General features: G+C 42.9%; 24 protein-coding genes and 1 tRNA gene. 15 read left to right on the top strand and 10 right to left on the bottom strand.

Annotation, left to right across the window (positions count from 1 at the left end):
* Positions 1-10 precede the first annotated feature (10 nt).
* From MUCPA_RS10605 to MUCPA_RS10585, 5 genes are all read left to right on the top strand, one after another.
* A complete protein-coding gene (locus tag MUCPA_RS10605; protein WP_008506328.1) occupies positions 11-889 on the top strand; it encodes a hypothetical protein in 879 nt (292 codons plus the stop codon).
* A gap of 10 nt (positions 890-899) precedes the next feature.
* Positions 900-1,139, top strand: a complete 240-nt coding sequence (locus tag MUCPA_RS10600; RefSeq protein ID WP_050982073.1) for a hypothetical protein — start codon at positions 900-902, stop codon at positions 1,137-1,139.
* A complete protein-coding gene (locus MUCPA_RS10595; RefSeq protein WP_008506327.1) occupies positions 1,136-2,323 on the top strand; it encodes a thioredoxin family protein in 1,188 nt (395 codons plus the stop codon). Before MUCPA_RS10600 ends, MUCPA_RS10595 begins: the two co-directional genes overlap by 4 nt.
* A 97-nt stretch (positions 2,324-2,420) precedes the next feature.
* On the top strand, positions 2,421-3,545 hold the full coding sequence (locus MUCPA_RS36935; RefSeq protein WP_008506326.1) for a TlpA disulfide reductase family protein: 1,125 nt from the start codon (positions 2,421-2,423) through the stop codon (positions 3,543-3,545).
* A 5-nt stretch (positions 3,546-3,550) separates the two neighbouring features.
* A complete protein-coding gene (locus MUCPA_RS10585) occupies positions 3,551-5,218 on the top strand; it encodes a trypsin-like peptidase domain-containing protein (protein WP_008506325.1) in 1,668 nt (555 codons plus the stop codon).
* A gap of 4 nt (positions 5,219-5,222) precedes the next feature.
* Here the strand turns inward: MUCPA_RS10585 and MUCPA_RS10580 are convergent, their stop codons facing one another.
* Both MUCPA_RS10580 and MUCPA_RS10575 read right to left on the bottom strand, forming a co-directional pair.
* Positions 5,223-6,281, bottom strand: a complete 1,059-nt coding sequence (locus tag MUCPA_RS10580) for an alpha/beta hydrolase (RefSeq protein WP_008506324.1) — start codon at positions 6,279-6,281, stop codon at positions 5,223-5,225.
* Between the two features lie 48 nt (positions 6,282-6,329).
* Positions 6,330-6,803, bottom strand: coding sequence for a DUF2147 domain-containing protein (locus MUCPA_RS10575; RefSeq protein ID WP_008506323.1), 474 nt, complete (start codon positions 6,801-6,803; stop codon positions 6,330-6,332).
* 512 nt (positions 6,804-7,315) lie between these two features.
* Between MUCPA_RS10575 and MUCPA_RS10570 the strand changes: the two genes are divergently transcribed.
* Positions 7,316-8,554, top strand: a complete 1,239-nt coding sequence (locus MUCPA_RS10570) for an IS4 family transposase (protein WP_008503844.1) — start codon at positions 7,316-7,318, stop codon at positions 8,552-8,554.
* 462 nt (positions 8,555-9,016) lie between these two features.
* Here the strand turns inward: MUCPA_RS10570 and MUCPA_RS10565 are convergent, their stop codons facing one another.
* Complete coding sequence (locus MUCPA_RS10565; protein WP_008506322.1) at positions 9,017-9,697, bottom strand: peptidase associated/transthyretin-like domain-containing protein; 681 nt, start codon at positions 9,695-9,697, stop codon at positions 9,017-9,019.
* A gap of 143 nt (positions 9,698-9,840) precedes the next feature.
* Here MUCPA_RS10565 and MUCPA_RS10560 point away from each other — a divergent pair, with 143 nt between their 5' ends.
* Both MUCPA_RS10560 and MUCPA_RS10555 read left to right on the top strand, forming a co-directional pair.
* Positions 9,841-10,410: a Crp/Fnr family transcriptional regulator gene (locus tag MUCPA_RS10560; protein ID WP_008506321.1), complete on the top strand. Its 570-nt coding sequence runs from the start codon at positions 9,841-9,843 to the stop codon at positions 10,408-10,410.
* 94 nt (positions 10,411-10,504) lie between these two features.
* Positions 10,505-10,909: a hypothetical protein gene (locus MUCPA_RS10555; protein WP_008506320.1), complete on the top strand. Its 405-nt coding sequence runs from the start codon at positions 10,505-10,507 to the stop codon at positions 10,907-10,909.
* 14 nt (positions 10,910-10,923) lie between these two features.
* Here the strand turns inward: MUCPA_RS10555 and MUCPA_RS10550 are convergent, their stop codons facing one another.
* The 5 genes from MUCPA_RS10550 to MUCPA_RS10530 all read right to left on the bottom strand — a co-directional run bounded on the left by MUCPA_RS10550 (position 10,924) and on the right by MUCPA_RS10530 (position 14,440).
* Positions 10,924-11,508, bottom strand: a complete 585-nt coding sequence (locus MUCPA_RS10550; protein WP_008506318.1) for a 50S ribosomal protein L25/general stress protein Ctc — start codon at positions 11,506-11,508, stop codon at positions 10,924-10,926.
* Positions 11,509-11,715: 207 nt separating this feature from the next.
* Positions 11,716-12,660, bottom strand: a complete 945-nt coding sequence (locus tag MUCPA_RS10545) for a ribose-phosphate pyrophosphokinase (RefSeq protein ID WP_008506317.1) — start codon at positions 12,658-12,660, stop codon at positions 11,716-11,718.
* 102 nt (positions 12,661-12,762) lie between these two features.
* Positions 12,763-12,833: transfer RNA gene (locus tag MUCPA_RS10540), tRNA-Gln, on the bottom strand.
* Positions 12,834-12,924: 91 nt separating this feature from the next.
* Positions 12,925-13,881: an acetyl-CoA carboxylase carboxyltransferase subunit alpha gene (locus MUCPA_RS10535; protein WP_008506316.1), complete on the bottom strand. Its 957-nt coding sequence runs from the start codon at positions 13,879-13,881 to the stop codon at positions 12,925-12,927.
* A gap of 46 nt (positions 13,882-13,927) precedes the next feature.
* Positions 13,928-14,440 (bottom strand): Spy/CpxP family protein refolding chaperone, encoded by a 513-nt coding sequence (locus MUCPA_RS10530; protein WP_008506315.1) that lies wholly within the window; start codon positions 14,438-14,440, stop codon positions 13,928-13,930.
* A 71-nt stretch (positions 14,441-14,511) separates the two neighbouring features.
* Between MUCPA_RS10530 and MUCPA_RS10525 the strand changes: the two genes are divergently transcribed.
* Both MUCPA_RS10525 and MUCPA_RS10520 read left to right on the top strand, forming a co-directional pair.
* Complete coding sequence (locus MUCPA_RS10525; RefSeq protein ID WP_008506313.1) at positions 14,512-14,961, top strand: response regulator transcription factor; 450 nt, start codon at positions 14,512-14,514, stop codon at positions 14,959-14,961.
* Positions 14,962-15,075: 114 nt separating this feature from the next.
* Positions 15,076-15,642: a histidine phosphatase family protein gene (locus MUCPA_RS10520; RefSeq protein WP_008506311.1), complete on the top strand. Its 567-nt coding sequence runs from the start codon at positions 15,076-15,078 to the stop codon at positions 15,640-15,642.
* A 59-nt stretch (positions 15,643-15,701) separates the two neighbouring features.
* On the opposite strand, the gene MUCPA_RS10515 is transcribed toward MUCPA_RS10520, so the two are convergent.
* Complete coding sequence (locus MUCPA_RS10515; protein ID WP_008506309.1) at positions 15,702-16,772, bottom strand: serine hydrolase domain-containing protein; 1,071 nt, start codon at positions 16,770-16,772, stop codon at positions 15,702-15,704.
* Positions 16,773-16,799: 27 nt separating this feature from the next.
* Complete coding sequence (locus tag MUCPA_RS10510; RefSeq protein WP_008506307.1) at positions 16,800-17,849, bottom strand: alpha/beta hydrolase family protein; 1,050 nt, start codon at positions 17,847-17,849, stop codon at positions 16,800-16,802.
* 36 nt (positions 17,850-17,885) lie between these two features.
* On the opposite strand from MUCPA_RS10510, the gene MUCPA_RS10505 reads away from it, so the two are divergent.
* From MUCPA_RS10505 to rpsJ, 5 genes are all read left to right on the top strand, one after another.
* Positions 17,886-18,050 carry a hypothetical protein gene (locus MUCPA_RS10505; protein ID WP_157543867.1) on the top strand — a complete coding sequence of 55 codons (165 nt, stop codon included), beginning with the start codon at positions 17,886-17,888 and terminating at the stop codon, positions 18,048-18,050.
* Positions 18,051-18,421: 371 nt separating this feature from the next.
* Positions 18,422-18,847, top strand: coding sequence for a 30S ribosomal protein S12 (rpsL, locus tag MUCPA_RS10495; RefSeq protein ID WP_008506303.1), 426 nt, complete (start codon positions 18,422-18,424; stop codon positions 18,845-18,847).
* Positions 18,848-18,866: 19 nt separating this feature from the next.
* Complete coding sequence (rpsG, locus tag MUCPA_RS10490; protein WP_008506301.1) at positions 18,867-19,334, top strand: 30S ribosomal protein S7; 468 nt, start codon at positions 18,867-18,869, stop codon at positions 19,332-19,334.
* A gap of 125 nt (positions 19,335-19,459) precedes the next feature.
* Positions 19,460-21,571: an elongation factor G gene (gene fusA, locus MUCPA_RS10485; protein WP_008506300.1), complete on the top strand. Its 2,112-nt coding sequence runs from the start codon at positions 19,460-19,462 to the stop codon at positions 21,569-21,571.
* 190 nt (positions 21,572-21,761) lie between these two features.
* Positions 21,762-22,067, top strand: a complete 306-nt coding sequence (rpsJ, locus tag MUCPA_RS10480) for a 30S ribosomal protein S10 (RefSeq protein WP_040627320.1) — start codon at positions 21,762-21,764, stop codon at positions 22,065-22,067.
* The last annotated feature ends 23 nt before the right edge of the window (positions 22,068-22,090 follow it).

Genomic DNA, 22,090 nt, shown 5'->3' with positions numbered 1-22,090 from the left:
AACAGATCAAATGAAAAATCATATCAGTCTTTTTCTGCTTTGCGTTACGGTTACTTTGTTTTCATGTAAAAAAAACGACTCCTTGGTGGTAGATCCTTATACGCCAGATCCGTTTGCCCGATATGACAATGCCTCCAGCGTGCTCGACAATCAGATATTTAAGGTTTATACTTCAACCGGCATCCCATTGTTATATACCGATACACTAACAAAAAGCCCGCTTGTTAAGCTCAATGTTGGTTATCACTTAACCAGTATTGATTCATCAATTACTTATAGGCTGTCGAAGAATACCTCAGATAGGATTAATGCGGTTGCACTCATTCGCGATCAGATCATACCTGCATTGGGGCCTAAATTAAAACCCTATTCCATTTTTATGGTCGACTCGGTCTTTACTTACACAATTTCATATCCAAATATCAGAACGAAGGTTTTGCTAACAACCTATCTCGGCCTGAATACGGTGGTGATCGGAAAGATCGGCCTGATTAAGAATATGATTCCGGATTCGGTTAAAACCTACAAGCGCGATATCTTTAAGTCGATTTTAACGGCGAGTTTAGCTTCACAAACAGGTATGCTTTCTAATTTTTATGCCGTTAGCGCTTCGTTTTATAATAAATACGTTTACGGCACAAACGTTAACGGCTATCTTAATTACCAGGCCGAAGAGGGTTATGGCTTTATTGCTCCTAACGGCATTACGCCTGCCGTATATTATCCTACACCTTCTCAGGCTACGGATTTAACCAGTTACCTAAATGTAATGCTGGTTTTATCAGCAAGCGATTTTTCTGCTAAATACGGTAGTTATCCTTTGGTGATGTCGAAATATGCACTTTTAAAACAAGCCCTGCTCTCGTTAGGATTTACGTTTCCGCAATAACAAACACACCATGATAAAGCAATTTTTAAAAGCGACATTGTTGCTGACCTGCATGGCCTATGTCCCAAAAGTCTATAAGCAGGTGCCTGATCTGCAAAGAGGCGTTGAACTGTCTGCTGCCTTGAACGATGTAAGCCCAATTCCGCGAAGCTTTTTAGTGGGGCCTGATGGGAAGATCATTGCCAAAAATCTTCGCGGCGAAAAACTGCAGGAAAAGCTGGCTTCAATTGTTAAAATAAGCAATCTATGAAAAAGCAATTGTTACATCTGGTCTACTGCGGTATTTTATTGCTTTTTGCAGGAAATACCATTGCGCAGGGAATCCGGTTTTTACATGACGAGCCGCTCGAAAAGATCCTGGATATGGCGCGTCAGCAAAATAAGATCATTTTTATAGATGGATATACCCAAACCTGTGCGCCCTGCAAGCAACTTGATCAGGAAGTTTTTCCTTTACAAAAGGTAGGCGATTACTTTAACAGCAACTTTATTAACGTAAAATATGATCTGGACCAGCCGGAAGGTAAAAAGCTGCGGGCTCAGTATAAAGATGTAATAACCGGTTACCCGTCGCTTATCCTGTTGGATCAGGATGGTAAAATGATCCATAAAATGGGTGGCTTTCATCCGGCCGACTCACTGATTGCTAAAATGCAGGCTGCCCTCAATGGCAACAGCCTGAGTGCTATGAGAGCACGTTTACGGGCGGGCGAAAAATCATTGGCTTTTGTGCAGACTTATAAACAGAGTATTGAAGACGGCTTTCTTCGTGAGGAATCGGAAAAGGTAGACCGGGAGATTTTGGACCGGATAACTGACGAGGAAATGCTCGATCCTAAAATGTGGAGCCTTGTAGGCCGTTCCGTTTCCGACCCTTATTCGCCGGTATTTGGCCGCGTGGTTAAAAATTACTGGGGCTTCCGCATGAAAAGGGTTACCGATCTGGGCATGCTGGAATTTCAGTTGCGTACCGCCATTCAGAATGCGGCAGATGAGATGGTAAAGCCCCAGGAAAAAGATGGTAAGCTGATATTGAAACAGGATCCTGCGAAAGAGGCTATCTTATCAAGCTATTTGAATGATGATGACCGCTTTAAGCATACTGAAGCCATTAGGGCGCTTTTTAATGTACATCGCCTGGCTTTAAATAACAGGTGGGCTGAACTGACATCGGCGCTTAAATATTATAATCAAATACACGCACTCGGCAGCCCATCGAAAATTACTTATCCCTATATCAGGTACATGATGCAATACTGTAAAGACAAAGCGGTATTAACGGCCGCGGCAACTTTACTATCGGCTATGCCTAAAGAAAAAATGGACATCATGGATCATGACGATAATTACAACACCATTATCAAGCTCTGCGTGCTGGCCGGCAAAAAAAAGGAAGCAGATAGGTATGCTGCTCTTAGCAAAAGTAATAGGTAATATACAGGCTTTAAGTTATAAAGCTCTGATTCACTAATCAGCGTTAAAAGGCAACAATTTAATAAAGTGTAACATCTAACAATTTAATATAAAAAGAATGAGAATTTTAAAAAAAGCCATACCCGGGCTATTGATGATGCTGGGATTAATTCTTCCGGCCATTAGCCAGGCACAAACTAAAAGCTTTAACGTAAATGTAAAATGGCCGGGTGGCGATGGCCGGTATCTGGAGTTGACAACTAACAGGGACGGCGCCGTAGTGAGGCTTGATTCTGCGATAGTAAAAAATGGCGCGGCAGTTTTAACCATGCCTGCTCCCGAAATCTACAGTTCAGTATATTTAAGTATCAACCGGGCGTATATGAAAGAATTGCTGGTGCATGCCGGTAAAACTGATGTGATGATAACCAACGCTGCCGACCCTCAGTTGCAGGCTACTACGCAGGTTAACGGAGGGCTTGAGCAGGATCTTCTTGAGGAGTATAATAACGTTTTTATGAAGGGGCTCAGAACCAACCTTGCCCGTACACAAGCCTTGAAAAAATCGGTTGGTAAAACACAGGCGCAAAAAGATTCGATCATCGCCTCTTATAAACCCATTTTTGATAGTTTGCTGCATGCGCAAGACTATGTAACCACCAAATATGCCGATCAGGATATAGCAGGTTATATTATGATAAAACGGGTAGCTTTTTTAACACCCGAAGAACAGGAGAAACAGTATAACGCACTGTCTAAACGCCTAAAAGGGGGGCCTTATGGATTGGAGATCCGCAGTATAATCGATAATGTCACCAACAGGAAATTGGGTAAACCTGCATTCCAGTTCACCGCTTCGGATCAAAATAATCACCCGGTTAAGTTAAGCGATTACAAAGGCAAATATGTTTTGCTTGATTTTTGGTCATCTACCTGTGCCCCTTGCCTGCGAATGGCTCCGTATGTAAAGCAGCTGTATGATACTTATAAGCAAAAAGGATTTGAAATAATTGCAGTATCATTGGACACCAAGCGTAATGATTGGATTGCTGCCATGCAAAAACATGATATTAGTGGCGTGCAGGTGTCATCGTTGAAAGGCGCTCATGATCCTATCGCGAAATTTTACGGGGTACAACAAATGCCTTCTATGATTCTGATTGATCCTCAAGGCAACAACGCGGGCCCGGTAGATCCAACCAAATTAGATGCAAAACTTGCGGAAATTTTCGATAAAAAATAATTGAAATGAGAATTGGCAAATTGGTTTTAAGGGCTGTATCATTATTTTTATTTTTTTGCACCCATAGTGCTGCATTTGGGCAAACTTTAAGTCCGTTAGCTTTTGAGCAAAAAGTACAAAAAGTGATTGCCAAAGTTAGCCCGGCTTGCGTTAAAATATCTCCTTATGATCAGTCTGGAAAAAATAGGTTTGGAGCTTTCAGCGGTGTAATAGTCACCGCTGATGGCTTTATTCTCACGGCCGCACATGCCACGGTAGCAAACGAAATCTACCAGGTTTTCCTTCCGGATGGACGCACGTATTTAGGAGTTGCCTTAGGCCGTATCCCGGTAGTTGATGCGGCTTTAATCAAGATAGAGGCTGGCCCGGTTATTCTGCCATATTGCGAGATGGGCTGGTCGCAAAATTTAAAAGTAAAACAAGCCTGCCTGAGCATAGCTTATCCGGCCTCTATCGCCGACCTTGAAAAGCCTGTGGTTCGGCTCGGATATGTTGACCGCACATTAACGCCCGAAGGTAAGTTGCAAACCACATGCCTGATGGAACCAGGAGATTCCGGCGGCCCTGTATTTGATCTTTCTGGTCAGGTCATCGGGCTGCACAGCAAGATTGAAAACTCGTTAACGGTGAACCTTGAAAATCCTGTTGATAATTACCGGAAATATTGGAAGGCGTTAACTATTCCCAAAGATTATCCGGTGGATGTTTACCCCGATGCAGAACAAACTGAAAAAACAACTGATGAACCTGCTGCTATAGTACAGGAGATCCCGTTTGCTCAATTGCTGAACTCATCAAAACTTAATCACAAGGCAACTGTCGGGATAGAAAGCGCGCTCGGTTCGGTGGTTATGCAGGCCTGGGGTAGCATAGTTTCCTTAAATGATGGCCGGGGCAATTACGTAGTCAGCAAAAGTTCCATTGTTGGCGATAGCCCGGTTTTAACAACTGACGATCTGAAAACAGTAAAGGCTGTCATCGTAAAACGCGACTCTGTAAACGACCTGATATTGTTGAAAGCCGAAGGTTTAGCATCGGGAATTAAATTAAAAACAGCGCTGGCTCATACATTAAGTATCAAAGAGGGTGCCTTTTTATTTTCGCCCTCATTTATGGATAGCACTAAGTTGGGAGTTTTAGGGAGTAACCTGATCAAGGTGGAGGTGCAAACACGGCCTGCACTCGGCGTATTATTTACAACTGTTGGGCAATCAGTTAAAATAGAAGGTTTTACTATGGATGTTAATCAACAATTTGGGCTGCAGGTTGGAGACTTGGTAGATTCTTTAAATCATACACATGTAAAGTCGGCAACTAAGGCAACTTTAATTGGAGCTGTGATGAAGCCGGGTGACAGGATTGCATATAGTCTGTTACGGAAGAATGAACGATTGAATATTGATGCTTTAGTTCAAAAGATGCCCAAAGTATATAATAAACACATAGCCGATACCTTTGATGGCGGCGCCAGCCTGAGGAACGAGGGGTTCGATTCAGTTTTTGTACATGATACGGCAATAAAACCTGAAGAGTGCGGAGGCCCCGTCTTTGATCAGAGCGGCAACTTTTGCGGCATCAACATAGCCAGGGTTAGCCGTACATCAACCATAGCGCTTCCTCCATACCTGATAAGCCGTTTCGTCTCTGATGCCCTACATGGCAAGGGATTATAGTGCCTTAAAACGCTAAATTATCCGAAAAGAAAGAGATCACTTTTTGACTGATACGCTGCCCGATATGGCTGATATGGGTGCCGGGGTAAATCTCAAAACTATGTTTAATTCCATATTTGTTCAGTTCGCTATCTAACACCGTGATACTGTTTGCAATACCGGGTATATCGTTATCCCCGGCATCAAAAGCAATGGCATGTAGTTGTTTTAAATTATAAATATATTGATCCAGCGATGCTAATGGAGCGTTGGCTATCCATTTGGCCTGTATGGCTGGTAACATTTGCCCATCGGCAAAAGGAAAATCGCTATAGAATGGCGGCTTATTGGTGTTAGGAGACCATGCTGCTGCCGAGGCAAAAAGGTATTTGGTAAAAAAGTCGGCTTTGTTAAAATCGTCAAAAGTTTTCACGGCCTCTATTGCATTCATTTGTTCGGTACTTAACGGGGCCATAACGGGGGCTAAGCTGGCAGGGCTCAACAAATAAATGCTCGAAAACACGTTGGGATTCCGCTCTCCGATGCGCATGGTGCCATATCCACCCATCGAATGGCCGGCCAGGCCACGGCTTGAGGTTTTGGCTATGGTACGGTAATGGGTATCCATATACGCAACCAGCTCTTTAGCAACAAAATCTTCCCAATTGCCGGTAGTAATGGAGTTAGAGTACATGCTGCCGCGATAACGGGTATCGGCATCGGGCGTTACAAAGATCATTTCTTTGGCGCCCCCCTGGGAGAATACCGTATCTAAGATAGCAGGCAGGTTAATCCAATGCTTGGTTAGGCCATACCATTTGGAGTCGTTATCGGTAAAGCCATGCAAAAAATAAACCACCGGGTAATGGCGCTTAGGGTTGATTTTATAACTGGCCGGAAGGTAAATAGCAAGAGAGCGGTCGATGGAGTCGCCCTCCAGGTTTCCCTCTAATGTTTTACCATGTAGCTTAACATGCAGTACGGTGCCTTTATTCAGTTTAACATCCTGGCTGTATAGTCGTGCCGAGATCAGCAACAGCGGGAACAATACAAGGGTTAAAGCGGTATGGGTTATTTTTTTCATTATATGGCAGGTGGCGCTTTGGGTTAAAGCGGTTACTCAGGTTTTAAATTAAACGCGGGTAAAAGTAAGTGTTTTACCTATAAATTTAAAGTGCCAGTAGCCGGTTACTTTAAGCACGCCCTGCGGAGTAATACAGGCTGCCGAATTCCAGTGGCGGCCATGTTTAGCATCGTATATCAGGCCGTTTTCCCAGGAGTTACTGGATGGTTGGTATACTAAATTTCGTAAGATGCTTGATCCTAATATTTTCTGATTCCGGAGTGAAGGATCTGGATTGTCGGTATCCTGCCTGGTTTCCATCGGGCGGCTTTTGTCGTCGCTATCATCAAACCATATTATTTTGGCTTTAAACTGCTCCCCTTCTTTATATACCAAAACACTCAGGTTTTTCTCCGACGACATCCATTTGCCGCAAATCAAGTCGCAGCGGGAAGTACTTTGCGCATCAATATTGATGGGAGCAAGCCCAAACAATAAAATAGTAATCAAACTAAAAATTAACCTTAGGGGTTTCACTGTCATTATTGTGAAGATAAACAATTCTATGACAATTTAACAATAAATTAATTTTTTGTTTAGCAGTAATATTTGCCGGAAGATGTATTGATTGGTTTAGGCATAACTTTAAGTAGTTGCGCTTATGATGATGTGTTATTAAGTATTTGATTGTCAGTGTGTATTCTTATATTAATAATCTGTATTCTTAATTTAGAGCATCTGCCGCTCAATTGCCGCGTGACGAAGCACAACCCCAACCCTTCCCGGTACGCTACCGTGCACCCACATCTTTTTGGTGCCATTAAAATACTCCGTTAGGAGTAAAAGCCCGGCAGAAATGATCAATAATAAACGTTTCGTGCCGTAGGTAAGTTACGCAGGTTGCACAGTTCGTCGCACGGCGAACACACCCCTGCAGCCGCACTCCCAAACCCGCCCCCTCTCAAGAGCATAGCCGTCAACTTTAGAAAAAAAAGGGATAAAATTTTTTTAGAGCAAGAATCGGAACTGCAAAATTGCAGTCATTATTCGAGCGAATGAGTTCGGAACTATTTGAACCAACGGTGTTAGATGGCCTGGCCCGTAAAACAGAGGCTATACAACGCAAACGAAAAGTGGGAGGCAAGGAACTATTGGATATGGCGTTATTTGATGGAGATCAATCGTTTAACGGCATGAGTATGCAGTTAATGCGGAGGGATGGGCTTGATATTTCGAAGCAGGCATTGCATCAAAGACATCACAGCAATATGACAAAGTTTGTACAAGCCGTTTTTGAGCAATTAATAGCAGTTGAGTTACCGCAAGAGCAAACACAGGGCTTGGAGATCCGTATCAAAGATTCTACCCGTTTCGCGTTGCCGGAAGTTATTGCAGAGACATTCCCCGGAACAAAAGGAAGTGGGATGAAAGCGGGAGCATCTGTACAATTTGAATTTGAAATCAAAAGTGGTAAAAGCGATATCAAAGTAACTCCGGCCAACGCAAATGACCAGGGTGAGAGTCATCTGGACAAGGCATCAATTCAGCCGGGGGTATTATATATGAGAGATCTGGGTTACACTCACTTGAGTTATATGAACAATATTAACAAAGTCAAAGCTTTCTTTATTAATAAATTATGTCCGAAAACAACGATTTATCTATTAAAGGACGACCAATACCAAAAGTTAGAGTTGTCGAAACTACAAGGCATAACCGGCGTATTTGATCAACAGGTATATATCGGAGCTGATAAGATGCCGGTAAGGATAATAATAGAACCGGTAAGTGAAGAGCTCAAGGCAAGGCGGATAGCCAATACTGAAAAGTACAATAAAAAGAAAGGCAGTACCACCAGTAAGGGATTCAAAGAGCGGGCAGGGTTTAACTTTATTGTTACCAACCTGGTGAGCGAAAAATATAGCGCTGAATTGATCCAAAAGTTATATCACCTGCGATGGCAGATAGAATTGGTTTTTAAAGCATGGAAGTCGTTTTTAAAGATACACACGTTCCCCAAAGGAAGTTCGGATCGTATAACCAGTATATTATACAGTAAGTTGATCTGGGCAGTTTTGAGTTGGAAAATATGCATGGCTATCGGTAAGATAGGTCAAATTAGTGTTTTAAAGGTGCATCGACTAATCGCTTCTACGAAAGAAGAATTGCGAGCGCAGCTTTTAGGGATATGCTCAAAGTGGTTAGCTCTGTTGGAGAAATTAAACTTAAAGCACCTTTCAAAAGAGCACAGAAAACATAGGTTAAAAATAGAAGAAATTGTAATAAGTATTTGATTATTAGATATTTAAATACTATATTTAGATAGTTAAACAAAAATAAGAAAGGCGGGGTCATCTAAACCTCCCCGCCTTAAAAAACGAAAAATATGAGAGTAAAAATACATAGGTTTGCCCATGCGGGCAAACCGCGCCTAAAAATTAAATAACTGAAAATCAACAATATATGAGTACAGCTACTTAAATTGACGGCTATGCCTCTCAAGAGGGGATCTAAATAAAAGTACTCATTATCAATACAATATAAAAAAAGCGGCAGCCCGCGCGATTCCCCTCTCGAGAGGGGCGTGTTCTATGCGAGCGAGTATAAAGCGCAGAGATTTTGTAGGCTTTGGTTTGTTTTGGTGTGCATGAGCGCTACGCGGTTTAGACAGGGCTTCGGTTTGTTTTGGTGTGAGCCGACTTATTGTATTTGTTAAGCCAACTTACTTCTCATCTCTTGCCTCCTGCTTTTTCCTTTTAATCGTTTAATCTCGGCAAACTGCGTTTTTCGGGCGGCAGGGCCTTAAATTTGCGGTACGAATCATTGATATAAACTGTTAATGTTTGTTGAGAGCTGTTTTTGGCAAATGCCAATGTTGGGCGATACATCATCATGAAGTTATCCAGATCGACGCCTTTTAGCGGTACAATGCTGCTCACCAACGCTTTGGTAAAAACGGCGTCAATCTGCCTTTGCTCCTGTTCGGTTTTAAAATAGTGTTTTAGGCGACGTGCATCGCGGGATTCTTTACCGAAGATGCGGGAAGGGGAGAGGGCGAATTTGCTTTTCTCGTAAATCTCAGGATATTCAGCCTCGGGGTTAAATGGTGCTGCGTTACTGGATATATCAACCGTATTTAAACTGATACCGCGCAACTTTAACTCTACACGTTTGGGTTTCATATCGATCACATATAATGTATCAGAAATATACCCGGGTGAGGAGAAGATGAGGGTGTGATTAACGGCAGTACGGATATCAAAGCTACCCGACTTATCGGTAAGGGCTACCTGTTTGCTGCCGGTATCTTTAATAAAAACATTTTCGAGCTTGGTGTTTTTACCGCTTTCGGTAACTATACCGCTCAAAATAGTTTGGGCGTTTGCTGCTAAGGACGTAATAACGAATGCGGCTGTTAAAATGGAGCGTATTTTCATTTGGTGGGGATAGCTGTGTGCAATATTAAACTTTTTTTATGGGTTAAAGTTTTAATAGTGCATATTTATAAAGTGTTAAAATCGCCATTGTGTCAAGTTAAAATGCCTATTATAAGGCCCATCGTTATTAAACTTTTACTATTTTGGAAACGGCGGCATTAATACAAACTTTGAATGGTATAGCACCATTATCGGCCGCTTTACAACAAAGTATTGTTGAGATGCTGAGAGAAGATAAGCCAGGTAAAAAACAATTGCTATTAAAAATAGGGCAGGTTAACCGGCGAATCTATTTTATACAAAAAGGTTTTGCACGGGCCTTTTATTTAAATGAAGATAAAGAGTATACCACCTGGTTTATGGGACCCGGAGATATGATGATTTCTGTTTATAGTTTTTTTACCCAACAGCCGGCCACAGAAAGTATTGAAATTTTAGAAGAGAGTGTATTGCTCTCCATCACCTGGCAACAAATGCAAACCCTTTACCAGAATTTTCCGGAGTTTAATTTGATAGGGAGGATAATTACAGAACAATATTATATCAAAAGTGAGGCACGAGCCATCGCGTTGCGCACCTTATCTGCCCAGGAGCGTTATCAATCCTTAATCAAAACGTATCCCGATGTGATTCAAAAGGCCTCATTGCGGCAAATCGCGTCGCACCTGGGGATAAGCCAGGAAACGTTAAGCAGGATAAGAGCGAAAAAATGATATTTTGATATAAGTCAAAATTTACAAATGCCTATAGTCGTAATTTTACCAGTAAACCAAGGTGATTTTACCCTGGGTATAATGGCAGGTAACAATGAAAATAGCAGTTGTTTTGATGATCTTATTATCGATATGGCCAGGTGTAGATGTGCCTGACCTTTGGGGATATATATCATTGCACTCGATTGAGTTTCCCGGTGCTTTTACTAACATCAAAGCCAATTCAATGGCTTCGTTCTCGGCTATATGCTGGCTGGGCTTGCTGGTATCGCACGGTTTTGTAGTTAGTTTGCCGTTTTTAACACGAAAGCCTTATTTTACATCCGTTTTAATTATGGCGCCATTTTTATTTGTGCTGTTTTTCGTACTCTATTTTATTCCGGCCTTATTGCTATTGATACCGTTTATAGCCGTATGGTTAATTGCACTGATGATACAGTTCAGGTTGAACTATATCAATAAAAAAGGCTCCCCGAAACCGGGAAGCCTTTTTTTGTAGTAGCAGAATCCTGATTATTTTTTACCGGATGCAGCTTCTTGCTCTGCCTGACGTAATGCACGTGAGGTAGTTACAGAAACGATAGTATCTTCGATAGCGTTGGTGATAATCAGTTTCTCTAATTTTAAGTCGCTTACACGTACTGATTTACCTACTTCTAAAGTTGCAATGCTCACATCGATGTTATCGATATGGTCGCCTGGTAAAGCTTTGATACGCAGCTTCCTTAATTTTTGAACTAATTTACCACCGGTTTTAACACCTGGGGAAGTACCGGTTAAACGGATCGGAATTTCGATAGTTACCGGTTTTGCAGCATCAAGTTCCAAAAAGTCAACGTGGATAATTTCCTCGGTTAACGGGTGGAATTGAATGTCTTTAATAATGGCCTGAGCAGTTTTGCCTGCTACTTCAAGGTTGATGAAATGAACAACAGGTGTGTAAACAACTGCTTTCAAATCAGTTACGGACACCGCTAAGTGGGTTTGTGTTGCCCCACCATAAAGCACTGCAGGCACCTTGCCTTCGTAACGCAGTAACTTGGCGTCTCTTTTCCCTACGCTCTCTCTTGGAGAACCGCTAATAGTAATTGATTTCATTGTATTTAATTTATATTTATTAGTCGATGGTCAATAGACGATAGTCCATAGTAACATCTGTTAATTCATTTTGTTATTTTGTTAGTCGATAGTCAATGGACCATAGTCCATAGTACATCTCTTAACTTTAGTTTATGGTCTATCAACCACAAACCCTCTAATCCTTCCTGTCTATGGTCTATCGACCATGGACCATGGACTCACTCCTCAATCCACCTTAAACAACTGGCTGATTGAGCCATGTTCGTTCACGTTGGCAATAGCCTTGGCAAACAATTCGGAGGTTGATAGCACCCTTATTTTAGGGCTTGGTTGCTTTAACTGGATCGTATCTGTTACAATTAATTCAGTCAAGGCCGAGTTCTCGATGGTTTCGTAAGCGTTACCCGATAATACCGGATGCGTACAAACCGCTCTTACACTCTTTGCGCCACGCTCCATAATTAAGCCGGCCGCTTTAGCCAATGTACCCGCCGTATCGCAGATATCATCTATCAAAACAATATCCTGACCGGTTACATCACCTATTACCGTCATCGATTCAATTTCGTTGGCACGTTTACGGCGTTTATCGCAAATTACCACTTCGGCATTAAAAAACTTGGCGAAGGTACGTGCCCTGTATGATCCGCCCATATCTGGCGAGGCTATCGTTAAATTGCCCAGCCCGAGGCTTTTAATATAGGGCACAAATATTACCGAAGCATCCAAATGGTCAACCGGTATGTCAAAGAAACCCTGTATCTGCGCGGCGTGCAGGTCCATGGTCATAATCCGGTTAATACCCGCGGCCACCAGTAAATTAGCTACCAGTTTGGAGCCTATAGCTACACGCGGTTTATCTTTCCTGTCTTGCCGGGCCAAACCAAAGTAAGGTATCACCGCCGTAACATAATGTGCCGATGCCCTGCGTGCGGCATCAATCAGCATTAACAGCTCCATCAGGTTATCAGTAGGCTGGTTGGTGCTTTGTATTAAAAATACATCGCATCCCCGTACCGACTCGTTAAATGACGGCTGAAACTCCCCATCGCTAAACCTGGATACAATTACATCTCCCAGTTCTTTGCCGTAAGCTTCTGCAATTTTATCAGAGAGTGCTTGGGTTGCTGAGCCTGAGAATAATTTAACGGGATTAAATTGGAGGGGCATGATTCAGGTGGCGTATGTCGAAATAACGATTTCGGGATTTTGATACTTCTTTTTTAAATTAAGAACCCGGACGTTTAGATCCGGGTTTACTTGATTTTTTTGTTGCCCGACCAGGATTCGAACCTAGACAAACGGTACCAAAAACCGTCGTACTACCATTATACTATCAGGCAATCTCCTTCAGTTTCTTGTCGATTCCGAAATGGAATGCAAATATAGGATGATATTTTAAAAGTCAAAAGGATTTTTTCAAAAATTTTTAACTTAAGCATCAATTACAACGCCCATCGAACAAAACTTCTCTATACGCTCTGCAACCAGGTCGTCGGTGTTTTTTTCCTTCAACATTTTCAGGTCCTTGAGTAACTGTTTTTTAAGCGTTGCAGCCATAGCCACCGGGTCCTGATGTGCGCCGCCAAGGGGTTCTTTAATAACACCGTCTATCAGCTTATTTTTTAACATATCAACCGATGTTAACTTTAACACTTCGGCAGCTTTTTCTTTATTTTCCCAGGTTTTCCACAAAATGGTTGAACAGTTTTCCGGGGATATAACGGAGTACCATGAGTTTTCGAGCATCAGCACCCGATCGCCGATACCTATGCCCAACGCACCGCCAGAGGCTCCTTCGCCGATGATCACACAAATTACCGGTACTTTTAATACCGACATTTCCAGCAAATTGCGGGCAATAGCCTCGCCCTGGCCACGCTCTTCAGCCTCCAGGCCCGGAAAAGCACCCGGGGTATCAATCAGCGTAACAACAGGTTTGTTAAATTTTTCGGCTATGCGCATCAGCCTTAACGCCTTGCGATAACCTTCGGGGTTGGCCATACCAAAATTGCGGTACTGCCTCATTTTGGTATTGATGCCTTTTTGATGGCCAATAAACATTACAGTTTGTCCGTTTAACGATCCAAAGCCCCCTACAATGGCTTTGTCGTCGCCTACGGTGCGGTCGCCAAACATTTCTATAAAGTCGTCGCACATCAGCTCCAAGTACTGTAAGGTATAGGGGCGTTCCGGATGACGCGAGATCTGTACCCGCTGCCAGCCGGTTAAATTGGTGAATATTTCTTTTTTGGTGGTTTCAAATTTTTCGTCAAGCTCGGCTAACGTTGCCGACATGTCAACCTTGGTCTTCTCTTCAACCTGTTTCACCTTTTCCATTTGCAGTTGCAAATCGGCTAACGGTTTTTCAAAATCAAATGTAATCTTCATTGCGCTCATTAAGGGGCAAAAGTAAATAATTCAAACGGTATATTAATTAATGCTCAATTTTCTGTAGTTGCTCGTACTTTTTACGCTGGGTTGCATCTAAAATAGCTTGTACTTTAACATAAGCCTGCAAAATAGCGTTCCGCAGCTCGCCCTGGTACAAACCGTAGCGGTTGGTATAAAATATAAGTGTGCCGTCGTCCAGTTTTTTCGATTTAAAAAGGGCATCCAGCGCTTTTTCGTTTTTGATCATAAAGGCGCCCATTTCCTTCATCTTACGTTGTAGTTCTGTGTTGATATTGCTGATTTGAGTTACCTGCGCGGCGCTTAGGCCGAGATTTTTTTTTAACAACAGTGTTTTTCCCGGATCCGGGTAATGGTTGGCCTGGGCTACCAGCGCCAGTCCGTTGATATCAACTCCGTCGGTATAGGCCTTGTATTGTTCATCAGTTAAGGCCTTTAAAGGCGATTTACCTATGTTTTTTGCGGTGTCTGCGGTGGCTTGTGCTAAACCTGCCGCAGCATTAAAAAATAAAAAGGCTGATAGTAAATATTTAGTCATGCAATGCCATTAATGTAAAACCAAAGGTAATGCATAAAACGTTTATCGCCTTTAAAATATTTTAATCAGTAGTGAATGAGCCTGTTGGTATCGTGGCACAAATATTGCCTGCTATGCTTGTTAATAATAATGAAATGAAAGATATGTGCAAGAGGATATTAGTGCTGGACGATGACTTGGCCATTTTAAGCGCCATTAGAGATATATTAGAGTATAACGGATACGAGGTGAATACCTTTTCGAGGGGCGACGAAATATTTGAAAATATCCGGCGATATCACCCGGATTTGATTTTATTAGATGTGATGCTTGCCAACCTGGATGGCCGCGAAATATGCCAGAACATTAAACAAAAGCAGGAGCAAGAAGGGGCAGGAAAAATCCCGGTGATACTGATTTCGGCTACACATAACCTGGGCGATTGTTTGCACCTAAAAAACGGCCCTGATGATTTCTTGGAAAAACCTTTTGATATCAGCAGCTTGCTTGATAAGGTCGAAGCCCATTTAGCCGCAGCTTAAGTATCCTTAAAACTTTCTTTTGCTTCTCTTACTGTAATAGTACGCCTCCTTAGCCAAATGTTGTAATAGTTGGCTTATATTCGTGTCTGTTAACCTTGCCTTATCTTCGTACCAATGAAAAGAGCCGTAGTCGTTATCATTTCACTTATTGTTTTGTTTATGCATCCGGATCCGGGTTTCACGCAATCTGCCCACAAATTGGAAAAGCTTAAGATAGTAATTATTCGCCACGGCGAAAAACCACCCCAAGGTGATAACCTGAATTGCCAGGGTTTGAACCGTGCTATGCAGCTACCCGCTGTAATTTATGCTAAATTTGGAATCCCTGATTATGTATACGTACCTGAACTGGGTTTGGGCGAGTCAACCCAACACGCGCGGATGTTCCAAACCGTGCTCCCTCTGGCGGCTAAATATAACCTTACGGTAAATACCGTACACCAGGAAAGGGATTCGGTACAGGTAGCTGCCGACTTTAAAGCAAAAAAAGGAACCATACTGATGGTATGGGAACATAAGGCAATCGCCTCTATTGTGCGGTCGTTGGGTGTGGACGATAAAAACCTACGGTGGCCCGATAGTGATTTCGACAGCATCTGGATCATTACCTTCCCTAAGGGTGTACCAACTTTAACTAAAGATAAACAGGGGTTAAAGCCATCGGCTGATTGCCATTTTTGATAAAGGCATAAATTTAAGTTGAGCTGATAATCCATTTAAACAGCAAAATGCTTAAAATCTCACTTCACCGCCTCCGCTACCAATTTTTTCAGTTCAGCATACCTTGCCTGTCTGCCATCAGGTTTCAGGTAAAAGGCCATCAGGAACGCACAGTACTTTTCCTTATTATCAACCCAAGGGAAACTGCCAAACAGGCCCGGGCTACTCACCGTGCCGTTGCCCATAATCCATTCGCCAAAGCCATAGCTCGGATTGCCTGCTTCCGCTGGCGAATAGGCAACTTTAACTTCGGCGGTTATTCTGTTAACCTGCATTTGGGCGATGCTGCTTTCAGAGAGTATGCGTTTGCCATTAAAGGTGCCCTTGTTTAAAATCATCACCAGGAAATTGATATAATCGTTAGGCGTGCTGGTTGCACCTCCGGCGGGTAAGGCTACTTTGTGCTTGCCAAAATCAGTGCTGGTCATTCCGAGCGGTTCGGCAATTCGCCGGGCAAATAAGGTTTCAAAACTTTGGCCGCTTATTTTTTCAATCACGGCACCGGCAATCTGCAAACCCAAATTGCTGTAACGGAAAACTTTGCCGGACTGGCCTTCCATGGGGTAGCTGGCAATTTTGGCTATAGCTTCGTCCATATTGTTGGCCTGGGCCATGTCCTGCAGGTTTTCTTTCAAATCGGGGGACAGGATACCTGTTAAGTGCGACAGGCATTCGGCAATGGTGATACCACCCTTTCCTCTTTTTGAGAGGATTGGCAAAAACCGGCCAACGGTGTCGGTCAGCTTCAATTTACCTTCGTCTACAAAGGTCATAACCAATGCCGCGCTGAGCCATTTGCTGCAACTGGCTATCTGCTGGCGGGTATTTGCAGTATAGTCGCCCAGGTCGGCGGTTTTGCCTTGCCTTTGGGCAATTAGCTTATTAAGCATTTTTTGTTTGAGGCTCATATCGTTTACGGCATGGCTGTACACTATTTTACCATCCTTATATATAAGCAGCATATCCCGGCCACCCATATCACTGACATGGCTGGCCAGCCAGCTATCTAATTTGGCGAAAGATGGTTGGGCATGGCCGGCTTGCGCCATACATACCGTAAACAGCAACAGAAATGGAATAATCTTTTTCATCAGGGTACGGATTGTTACACTAAAATATCAATTACAATTGGCTATTCGTGGGTTATCGGTGCTGCTGCATGGAAACAGGTATTTACTTTGACTGTATTTAGGGACCGGATTATCGGTAACTTCCAACGGTGCCATTAACTCGCCCTTATAGCCTGGCATGGTTACCTGCCCGGCAGAGCCGTTGCCCAGCGCTGTTTTTTTTGCCGATTGATTATTATTGAAGCTATAATCTATCAGGGCATCCAGTAATCGGTAGATGCCGTAATAGTCGTAAGCATCGTAAGCAGTGCGCGAATTGGGCAGGTTGTGGTAGGTATGATAAGTATACCCTGCTACGGTAGATGTTTTGAGGTAATAAAAATCCTTTTCGCTATCGGCGATATTGATGTTCTTATAAATGTCGATAGCCAGGCGATGATCATTATAGGTGTCCTCATCATAAACCTGGGTAATCATTTTGGTGTTTGACGGAAAGCTTTGCAACTGCTGCTGGGTGATCTGGTAGCTGTACCATGGCGCCATGGTAAACAGGAAGCGCCCGTTTTGCCCCCAGCCGTTAGTGGTAAAAGCCTTGTAAGCTAAGCCTATGGAAGCGCCCCCGCCAAAGGAGTGGCCCATAAAACCCACTTGTTTGGTATCGATAATTTGTGGATAATCGGCAGCTGCTTTGGTAAAGCCTGCCCATAAGGTAGTGTAGCGATGATCGATGCTTACATCGTTGGTGGCATAGGGTACAAATACCACTACGTATCCTTTTTTGGCAATAAAATTAAACAGGCCTATATTATAGTCCTTATCCTCGCCGCCGTAGGGGTGCGAGTAAAAAATAGTTGGCTTGGGAGATGTAATACCGGCGGGATAAAATATGGTTATCTGTGTGCCCGGATATTCGGTATTAGGGAAACTTACCTGGGCAACCTGGTAGGGGCCATCGGCGCCATAGCCTGAGGATGGCCTCGAAATTGGGCCTTCGAGGTCATCGTCCGCCGGATCGGTCGTGGATGAGGAATCTTTACTTTTGGAGCAGGCCGCTATCAATAGCAGCAAAAAACTAAGCTTGATCAGGATGGGTTTCATGTTTGATAGGATCTGTTTTATTTAACCATCGTAAAGTTGAGCACGAAAGATGGAGCCGAAAGGCCCAAAAAAGGCGAGGCTGAAAAAAGCGGGGGTGAACTGTTTGGTGCACCTCTATTTCAGGTTACCAGCACAAGCCCCCCTTTACCTAAACCCGATTGCAGCGAATACCGGCCAGTGGCTAAGGCCAGCGCAGTATAAGCGTAAAGCGGGACTGCCGTTGATAGCAGCAATGGCCCTGCTTTTCAAAAAAACACAAGCTTTATGATATAAACTATCGCACCCTCATTTAAGCCCGGTAGTTTTTTAACCATCAGTATCCCAACTTTTTAAACCTTCCAACTTTTAATAATCACCATCCCTGCACCTTTACAGCTCCAACCTCCAACTTTCCAACCTTTCAACTTTCCAACCTTTCAACTCCCAACCTTCCAACTTTCCAACAATCTTCAACCTTCCAACTCCCAAATTCAACCTAAAAATATTTAACTCAACCACTTGAATATCAAAAATTAACTTACTACCTTTGCAGTCCCAAATTGTGGGACAAAACAAAAACATTAAAAGGAACAATGCCTACTATTCAGCAATTAGTTAGAAAAGGTAGAGTAGCTCTGGTTGACAAGAGTAAGTCGCCAGCGTTGGACAGCTGTCCACAGCGAAGAGGCGTGTGCACCCGTGTGTACACCACTACCCCTAAAAAACCAAACTCAGCAATGCGTAAAGTTGCGCGTGTACGTTTAACCAATGGAAAAGAAGTGAATGCTTATATCCCTGGTGAAGGTCACAACCTGCAAGAGCACTCAATCGTGTTAATCCGCGGTGGTCGTGTTAAAGATTTACCGGGTGTACGTTACCACATTATCCGTGGCGCATTAGATACATCGGGTGTTGCCGGCCGTAATCAGCGTCGTTCAAAATATGGTACTAAACGTCCGAAACCAGGACAAGTTGCAGCTCCTGCTGGAAAAGGTGCTCCAGCTAAGAAGAAAAAATAATTAAGGAGGATAGAAAGCAATGAGAAAGTCAAAACCAAAAAAGAGAATTATCCTTCCTGATCCAAAGTTCAACGATACTTTGGTTACAAGGTTTGTAAATAATATGATGTATGATGGTAAAAAATCTACAGCATACACTATATTTTATGACGCTGTTGAGCTTGTTGAGAAAAAAACAAGCGAAAGCGGTTTAGATACCTGGAAAAAAGCTTTGAACAATGTAATGCCTGCTGTTGAGGTAAAGAGCCGCCGTGTTGGTGGTGCTAACTTCCAGGTGCCTACAGAAGTTCGTCCGGAGCGTAAAGTTGCTTTGGGTATGAAATGGTTAATTAGCTACGCACGTAAACGCGGCGAAAAAACCATGATGGAAAAATTAGCCGGAGAAATTATCAGCGCTGCTAAAGGCGAAGGTGCTGCGGTTAAAAAGAAAGAAGATACGCATAAAATGGCTGAGGCCAACAAGGCGTTCTCTCACTTTAGATTTTAATTATTGATTTATTGATTTTTGATTGATTGAGTTATCAGGTTTTTTTTAAGATCAGTAACTCAATCAATCATTTATAATTAATACCAATCAATCATTCAATCATTCAATAATTCAAAAATATAAACATGTCAAGAGACTTAAGGTACACCAGAAACATCGGTATTGCTGCTCACATTGATGCAGGTAAAACTACTACTACTGAGCGTATATTATACTACGCGGGTGTTAGCCACAAAATTGGTGAGGTGCACGAAGGTGCCGCAACGATGGACTGGATGGCGCAAGAGCAGGAGCGTGGTATCACCATTACTTCGGCTGCAACTACAGTAAACTGGAAATACAGAGGCCAACAATATCACATTAACATTATTGACACTCCCGGCCACGTGGATTTTACCGTTGAGGTAAATCGTTCGTTACGTGTACTGGATGGCTTGGTGTTCTTGTTTTCGGCCGTTGATGGTGTGGAGCCACAATCAGAAACCAACTGGCGCTTAGCTAACAACTATAACGTTGCCCGTATAGGCTTTGTTAACAAGATGGACCGCTCTGGTGCCGATTTCTTAAAGGTTGTTAAACAGGTTAAGGATATGTTGGGCAGCAACGCCGTGCCTTTGCAATTGCCTATCGGTAGCGAAGAAAGCTTTAAAGGTGTTGTTGATTTAATTAACTGGAGAGGTATTGTTTGGAACGAGCATGATAAAGGGATGACCTTTACCGAAGTGCCAATTCCGGAGGATATGATTGAAGAAGCTACCGAATGGAGAGAAAAATTATTGGAATCAGTTGCTGATTACGATGAAACTCTGATGGAGAAATTCTTTGAGGCTCCTGAATCAATCACTGAGCGCGAAATTTTAGATGCTTTGCGCGCAGCTGTATTGGATGCTAAAATCGTTCCGATGGTTTGCGGTTCATCTTTCAAAAATAAAGGTGTACAAACCATGTTGGATTATGTGATGGAATTATTGCCATCGCCGATGGATGTGGAAGGTATTGTAGGTACCAACCCTGAAACTGGTGAAGAGGTAATCCGTCAGCCATCAGAAAAAGAGCCTTTTGCAGCATTGGCGTTTAAAATTGCAACCGATCCTTTCGTGGGTCGTTTGTGCTTTATCCGCGTATACTCAGGTAATTTAGAAGCTGGTTCATACGTATATAACATGCGTTCTGAAAACAAAGAGCGTATCAGCCGTATCTTCCAAATGCATGCTAACAAGCAAAACCCTATCCCTAACGTAGGTGCAGGTGATATTGCTGCGGTAGTAGGCTTTAAGGATATTAAAACAGGTGATACCCTGTGCGATGAGAAAAACCCTATCGTTTTGGAGTCGATGAATTTCCCTGAGCCGGTTATCGGTTTAGCTATCGAGCCTAAAACTCAGGCCGACGTTGATAAATTGGGTATGGCTTTGGCTAAATTATCCGAAGAGGATCCAACCTTCCGCGTTAATACCGACGAAGAAAGCGGCCAAACCGTTATCTCGGGTATGGGTGAACTTCACTTAGATATCATCATGGACCGTTTAAAACGCGAGTTTAAGGTTGAGGTGAATCAAGGTGCTCCGCAGGTATCATACAAAGAGGCTATCACAGCACAAACACAACACCGCGAAACATACAAGAAACAAACCGGTGGTCGTGGTAAATTTGCTGATATCCAGGTTATCATTTCGCCTAATGACGAAGGTCAGACAGGTTTACAGTTTGTGAACGAAATTAGCGGTGGTTCAATCCCTCGTGAGTTTATTCCATCTGTTGAAAAAGGCTTTAAAGCTGCGATGGACAATGGTGTATTGGCAGGTTATCCGTTAGTGGATATGAAGGTACGTTTAATTGACGGATCTTTCCACGCTGTCGATTCGGATGCATTATCTTTCGAGATCTGTGCCCGTGGCGCTTACCGCGAAGCATTGCCAAAATGTAAACCGGTATTGCTGGAGCCTATCATGAAGATCGAGATCCTGACCCCTGAAGAAAACATGGGTGATGTTATCGGTGATATGAACCGTCGTCGTGGTCAGCTTTTAGGTATGGATTCGCGTGCAGGTGCACAGGTTATCAAGGCTACAGTGCCATTGAGCGAAATGTTTGGTTATGTAACTCAATTACGTACCATCACTTCGGGCCGTGCCACTTCAACCATGGAATTTGATCACTATGCTGAAGCTCCACGTAACGTAATGGAAGAAGTTGTGGCAAAAGCCAAAGGCAAAAAAGCACAAGCCAACGCATAATACTGATAGGATTACACCGATTTGAAGATGATTTCACTGATTACACTGTCGGTGAAATCATTTTAAAATCAGTGTAATCTCTAATAACGATAATTAATTAAACCGTTGTTGTAATAAATAGCTCTTACAACGACAACCAAATCGGTGAAATCACTAAGCAATGGGTGAGATCATCAAAAAACAAAAACAAATGAGCCAAAGAATCAGAATCAAATTGAAATCTTACGATTACAACTTGGTAGACAAGTCTGCCGAGAAGATCGTAAAGACAGTAAAACCTACGGGTGCTGTGGTAAGCGGACCAATCCCTTTGCCAACTGAAAAGAAAATTTTCACTGTTTTGCGTTCACCCCACGTGAACAAAAAAGCGCGTGAGCAATTCCAACTATGCTCTTACAAGCGTTTGTTAGACATCTACAGTTCAAATTCAAAAACTGTTGATGCTTTAATGAAACTTGAATTGCCAAGTGGTGTTGAAGTTGAAATTAAAGTTTAGTGCGCCCGCTCCCTGCAGGGGAG

It is taken from the genome of Mucilaginibacter paludis DSM 18603 (genome assembly GCF_000166195.2).
GTDB classification, from domain to species: Bacteria; Bacteroidota; Bacteroidia; order Sphingobacteriales; family Sphingobacteriaceae; genus Mucilaginibacter; species Mucilaginibacter paludis.
The sequence above is the reverse complement of the archived record's forward strand: the minus strand, read 5'-3'. Positions and strand labels throughout refer to the sequence as shown.

Coding starts and splice junctions, on each gene's coding strand:
- MUCPA_RS10605 (WP_008506328.1), top strand. CDS start 11: ATGAAAAATCATATCAGTCTTTTTCTGCTTTGCGTTACGGTTACTTTG.
- MUCPA_RS10600 (WP_050982073.1), top strand. CDS start 900: ATGATAAAGCAATTTTTAAAAGCGACATTGTTGCTGACCTGCATGGCC.
- MUCPA_RS10595 (WP_008506327.1), top strand. CDS start 1,136: ATGAAAAAGCAATTGTTACATCTGGTCTACTGCGGTATTTTATTGCTT.
- MUCPA_RS36935 (WP_008506326.1), top strand. CDS start 2,421: ATGAGAATTTTAAAAAAAGCCATACCCGGGCTATTGATGATGCTGGGA.
- MUCPA_RS10585 (WP_008506325.1), top strand. CDS start 3,551: ATGAGAATTGGCAAATTGGTTTTAAGGGCTGTATCATTATTTTTATTT.
- MUCPA_RS10580 (WP_008506324.1), bottom strand. CDS start 6,281: ATGAAAAAAATAACCCATACCGCTTTAACCCTTGTATTGTTCCCGCTG.
- MUCPA_RS10575 (WP_008506323.1), bottom strand. CDS start 6,803: ATGACAGTGAAACCCCTAAGGTTAATTTTTAGTTTGATTACTATTTTA.
- MUCPA_RS10570 (WP_008503844.1), top strand. CDS start 7,316: ATGAGTTCGGAACTATTTGAACCAACGGTGTTAGATGGCCTGGCCCGT.
- MUCPA_RS10565 (WP_008506322.1), bottom strand. CDS start 9,697: ATGAAAATACGCTCCATTTTAACAGCCGCATTCGTTATTACGTCCTTA.
- MUCPA_RS10555 (WP_008506320.1), top strand. CDS start 10,505: ATGAAAATAGCAGTTGTTTTGATGATCTTATTATCGATATGGCCAGGT.
- MUCPA_RS10550 (WP_008506318.1), bottom strand. CDS start 11,508: ATGAAATCAATTACTATTAGCGGTTCTCCAAGAGAGAGCGTAGGGAAA.
- MUCPA_RS10545 (WP_008506317.1), bottom strand. CDS start 12,660: ATGCCCCTCCAATTTAATCCCGTTAAATTATTCTCAGGCTCAGCAACC.
- MUCPA_RS10535 (WP_008506316.1), bottom strand. CDS start 13,881: ATGAAGATTACATTTGATTTTGAAAAACCGTTAGCCGATTTGCAACTG.
- MUCPA_RS10530 (WP_008506315.1), bottom strand. CDS start 14,440: ATGACTAAATATTTACTATCAGCCTTTTTATTTTTTAATGCTGCGGCA.
- MUCPA_RS10520 (WP_008506311.1), top strand. CDS start 15,076: ATGAAAAGAGCCGTAGTCGTTATCATTTCACTTATTGTTTTGTTTATG.
- MUCPA_RS10515 (WP_008506309.1), bottom strand. CDS start 16,772: ATGAAAAAGATTATTCCATTTCTGTTGCTGTTTACGGTATGTATGGCG.
- MUCPA_RS10510 (WP_008506307.1), bottom strand. CDS start 17,849: ATGAAACCCATCCTGATCAAGCTTAGTTTTTTGCTGCTATTGATAGCG.
- rpsL (WP_008506303.1), top strand. CDS start 18,422: ATGCCTACTATTCAGCAATTAGTTAGAAAAGGTAGAGTAGCTCTGGTT.
- rpsG (WP_008506301.1), top strand. CDS start 18,867: ATGAGAAAGTCAAAACCAAAAAAGAGAATTATCCTTCCTGATCCAAAG.
- fusA (WP_008506300.1), top strand. CDS start 19,460: ATGTCAAGAGACTTAAGGTACACCAGAAACATCGGTATTGCTGCTCAC.
- rpsJ (WP_040627320.1), top strand. CDS start 21,762: ATGAGCCAAAGAATCAGAATCAAATTGAAATCTTACGATTACAACTTG.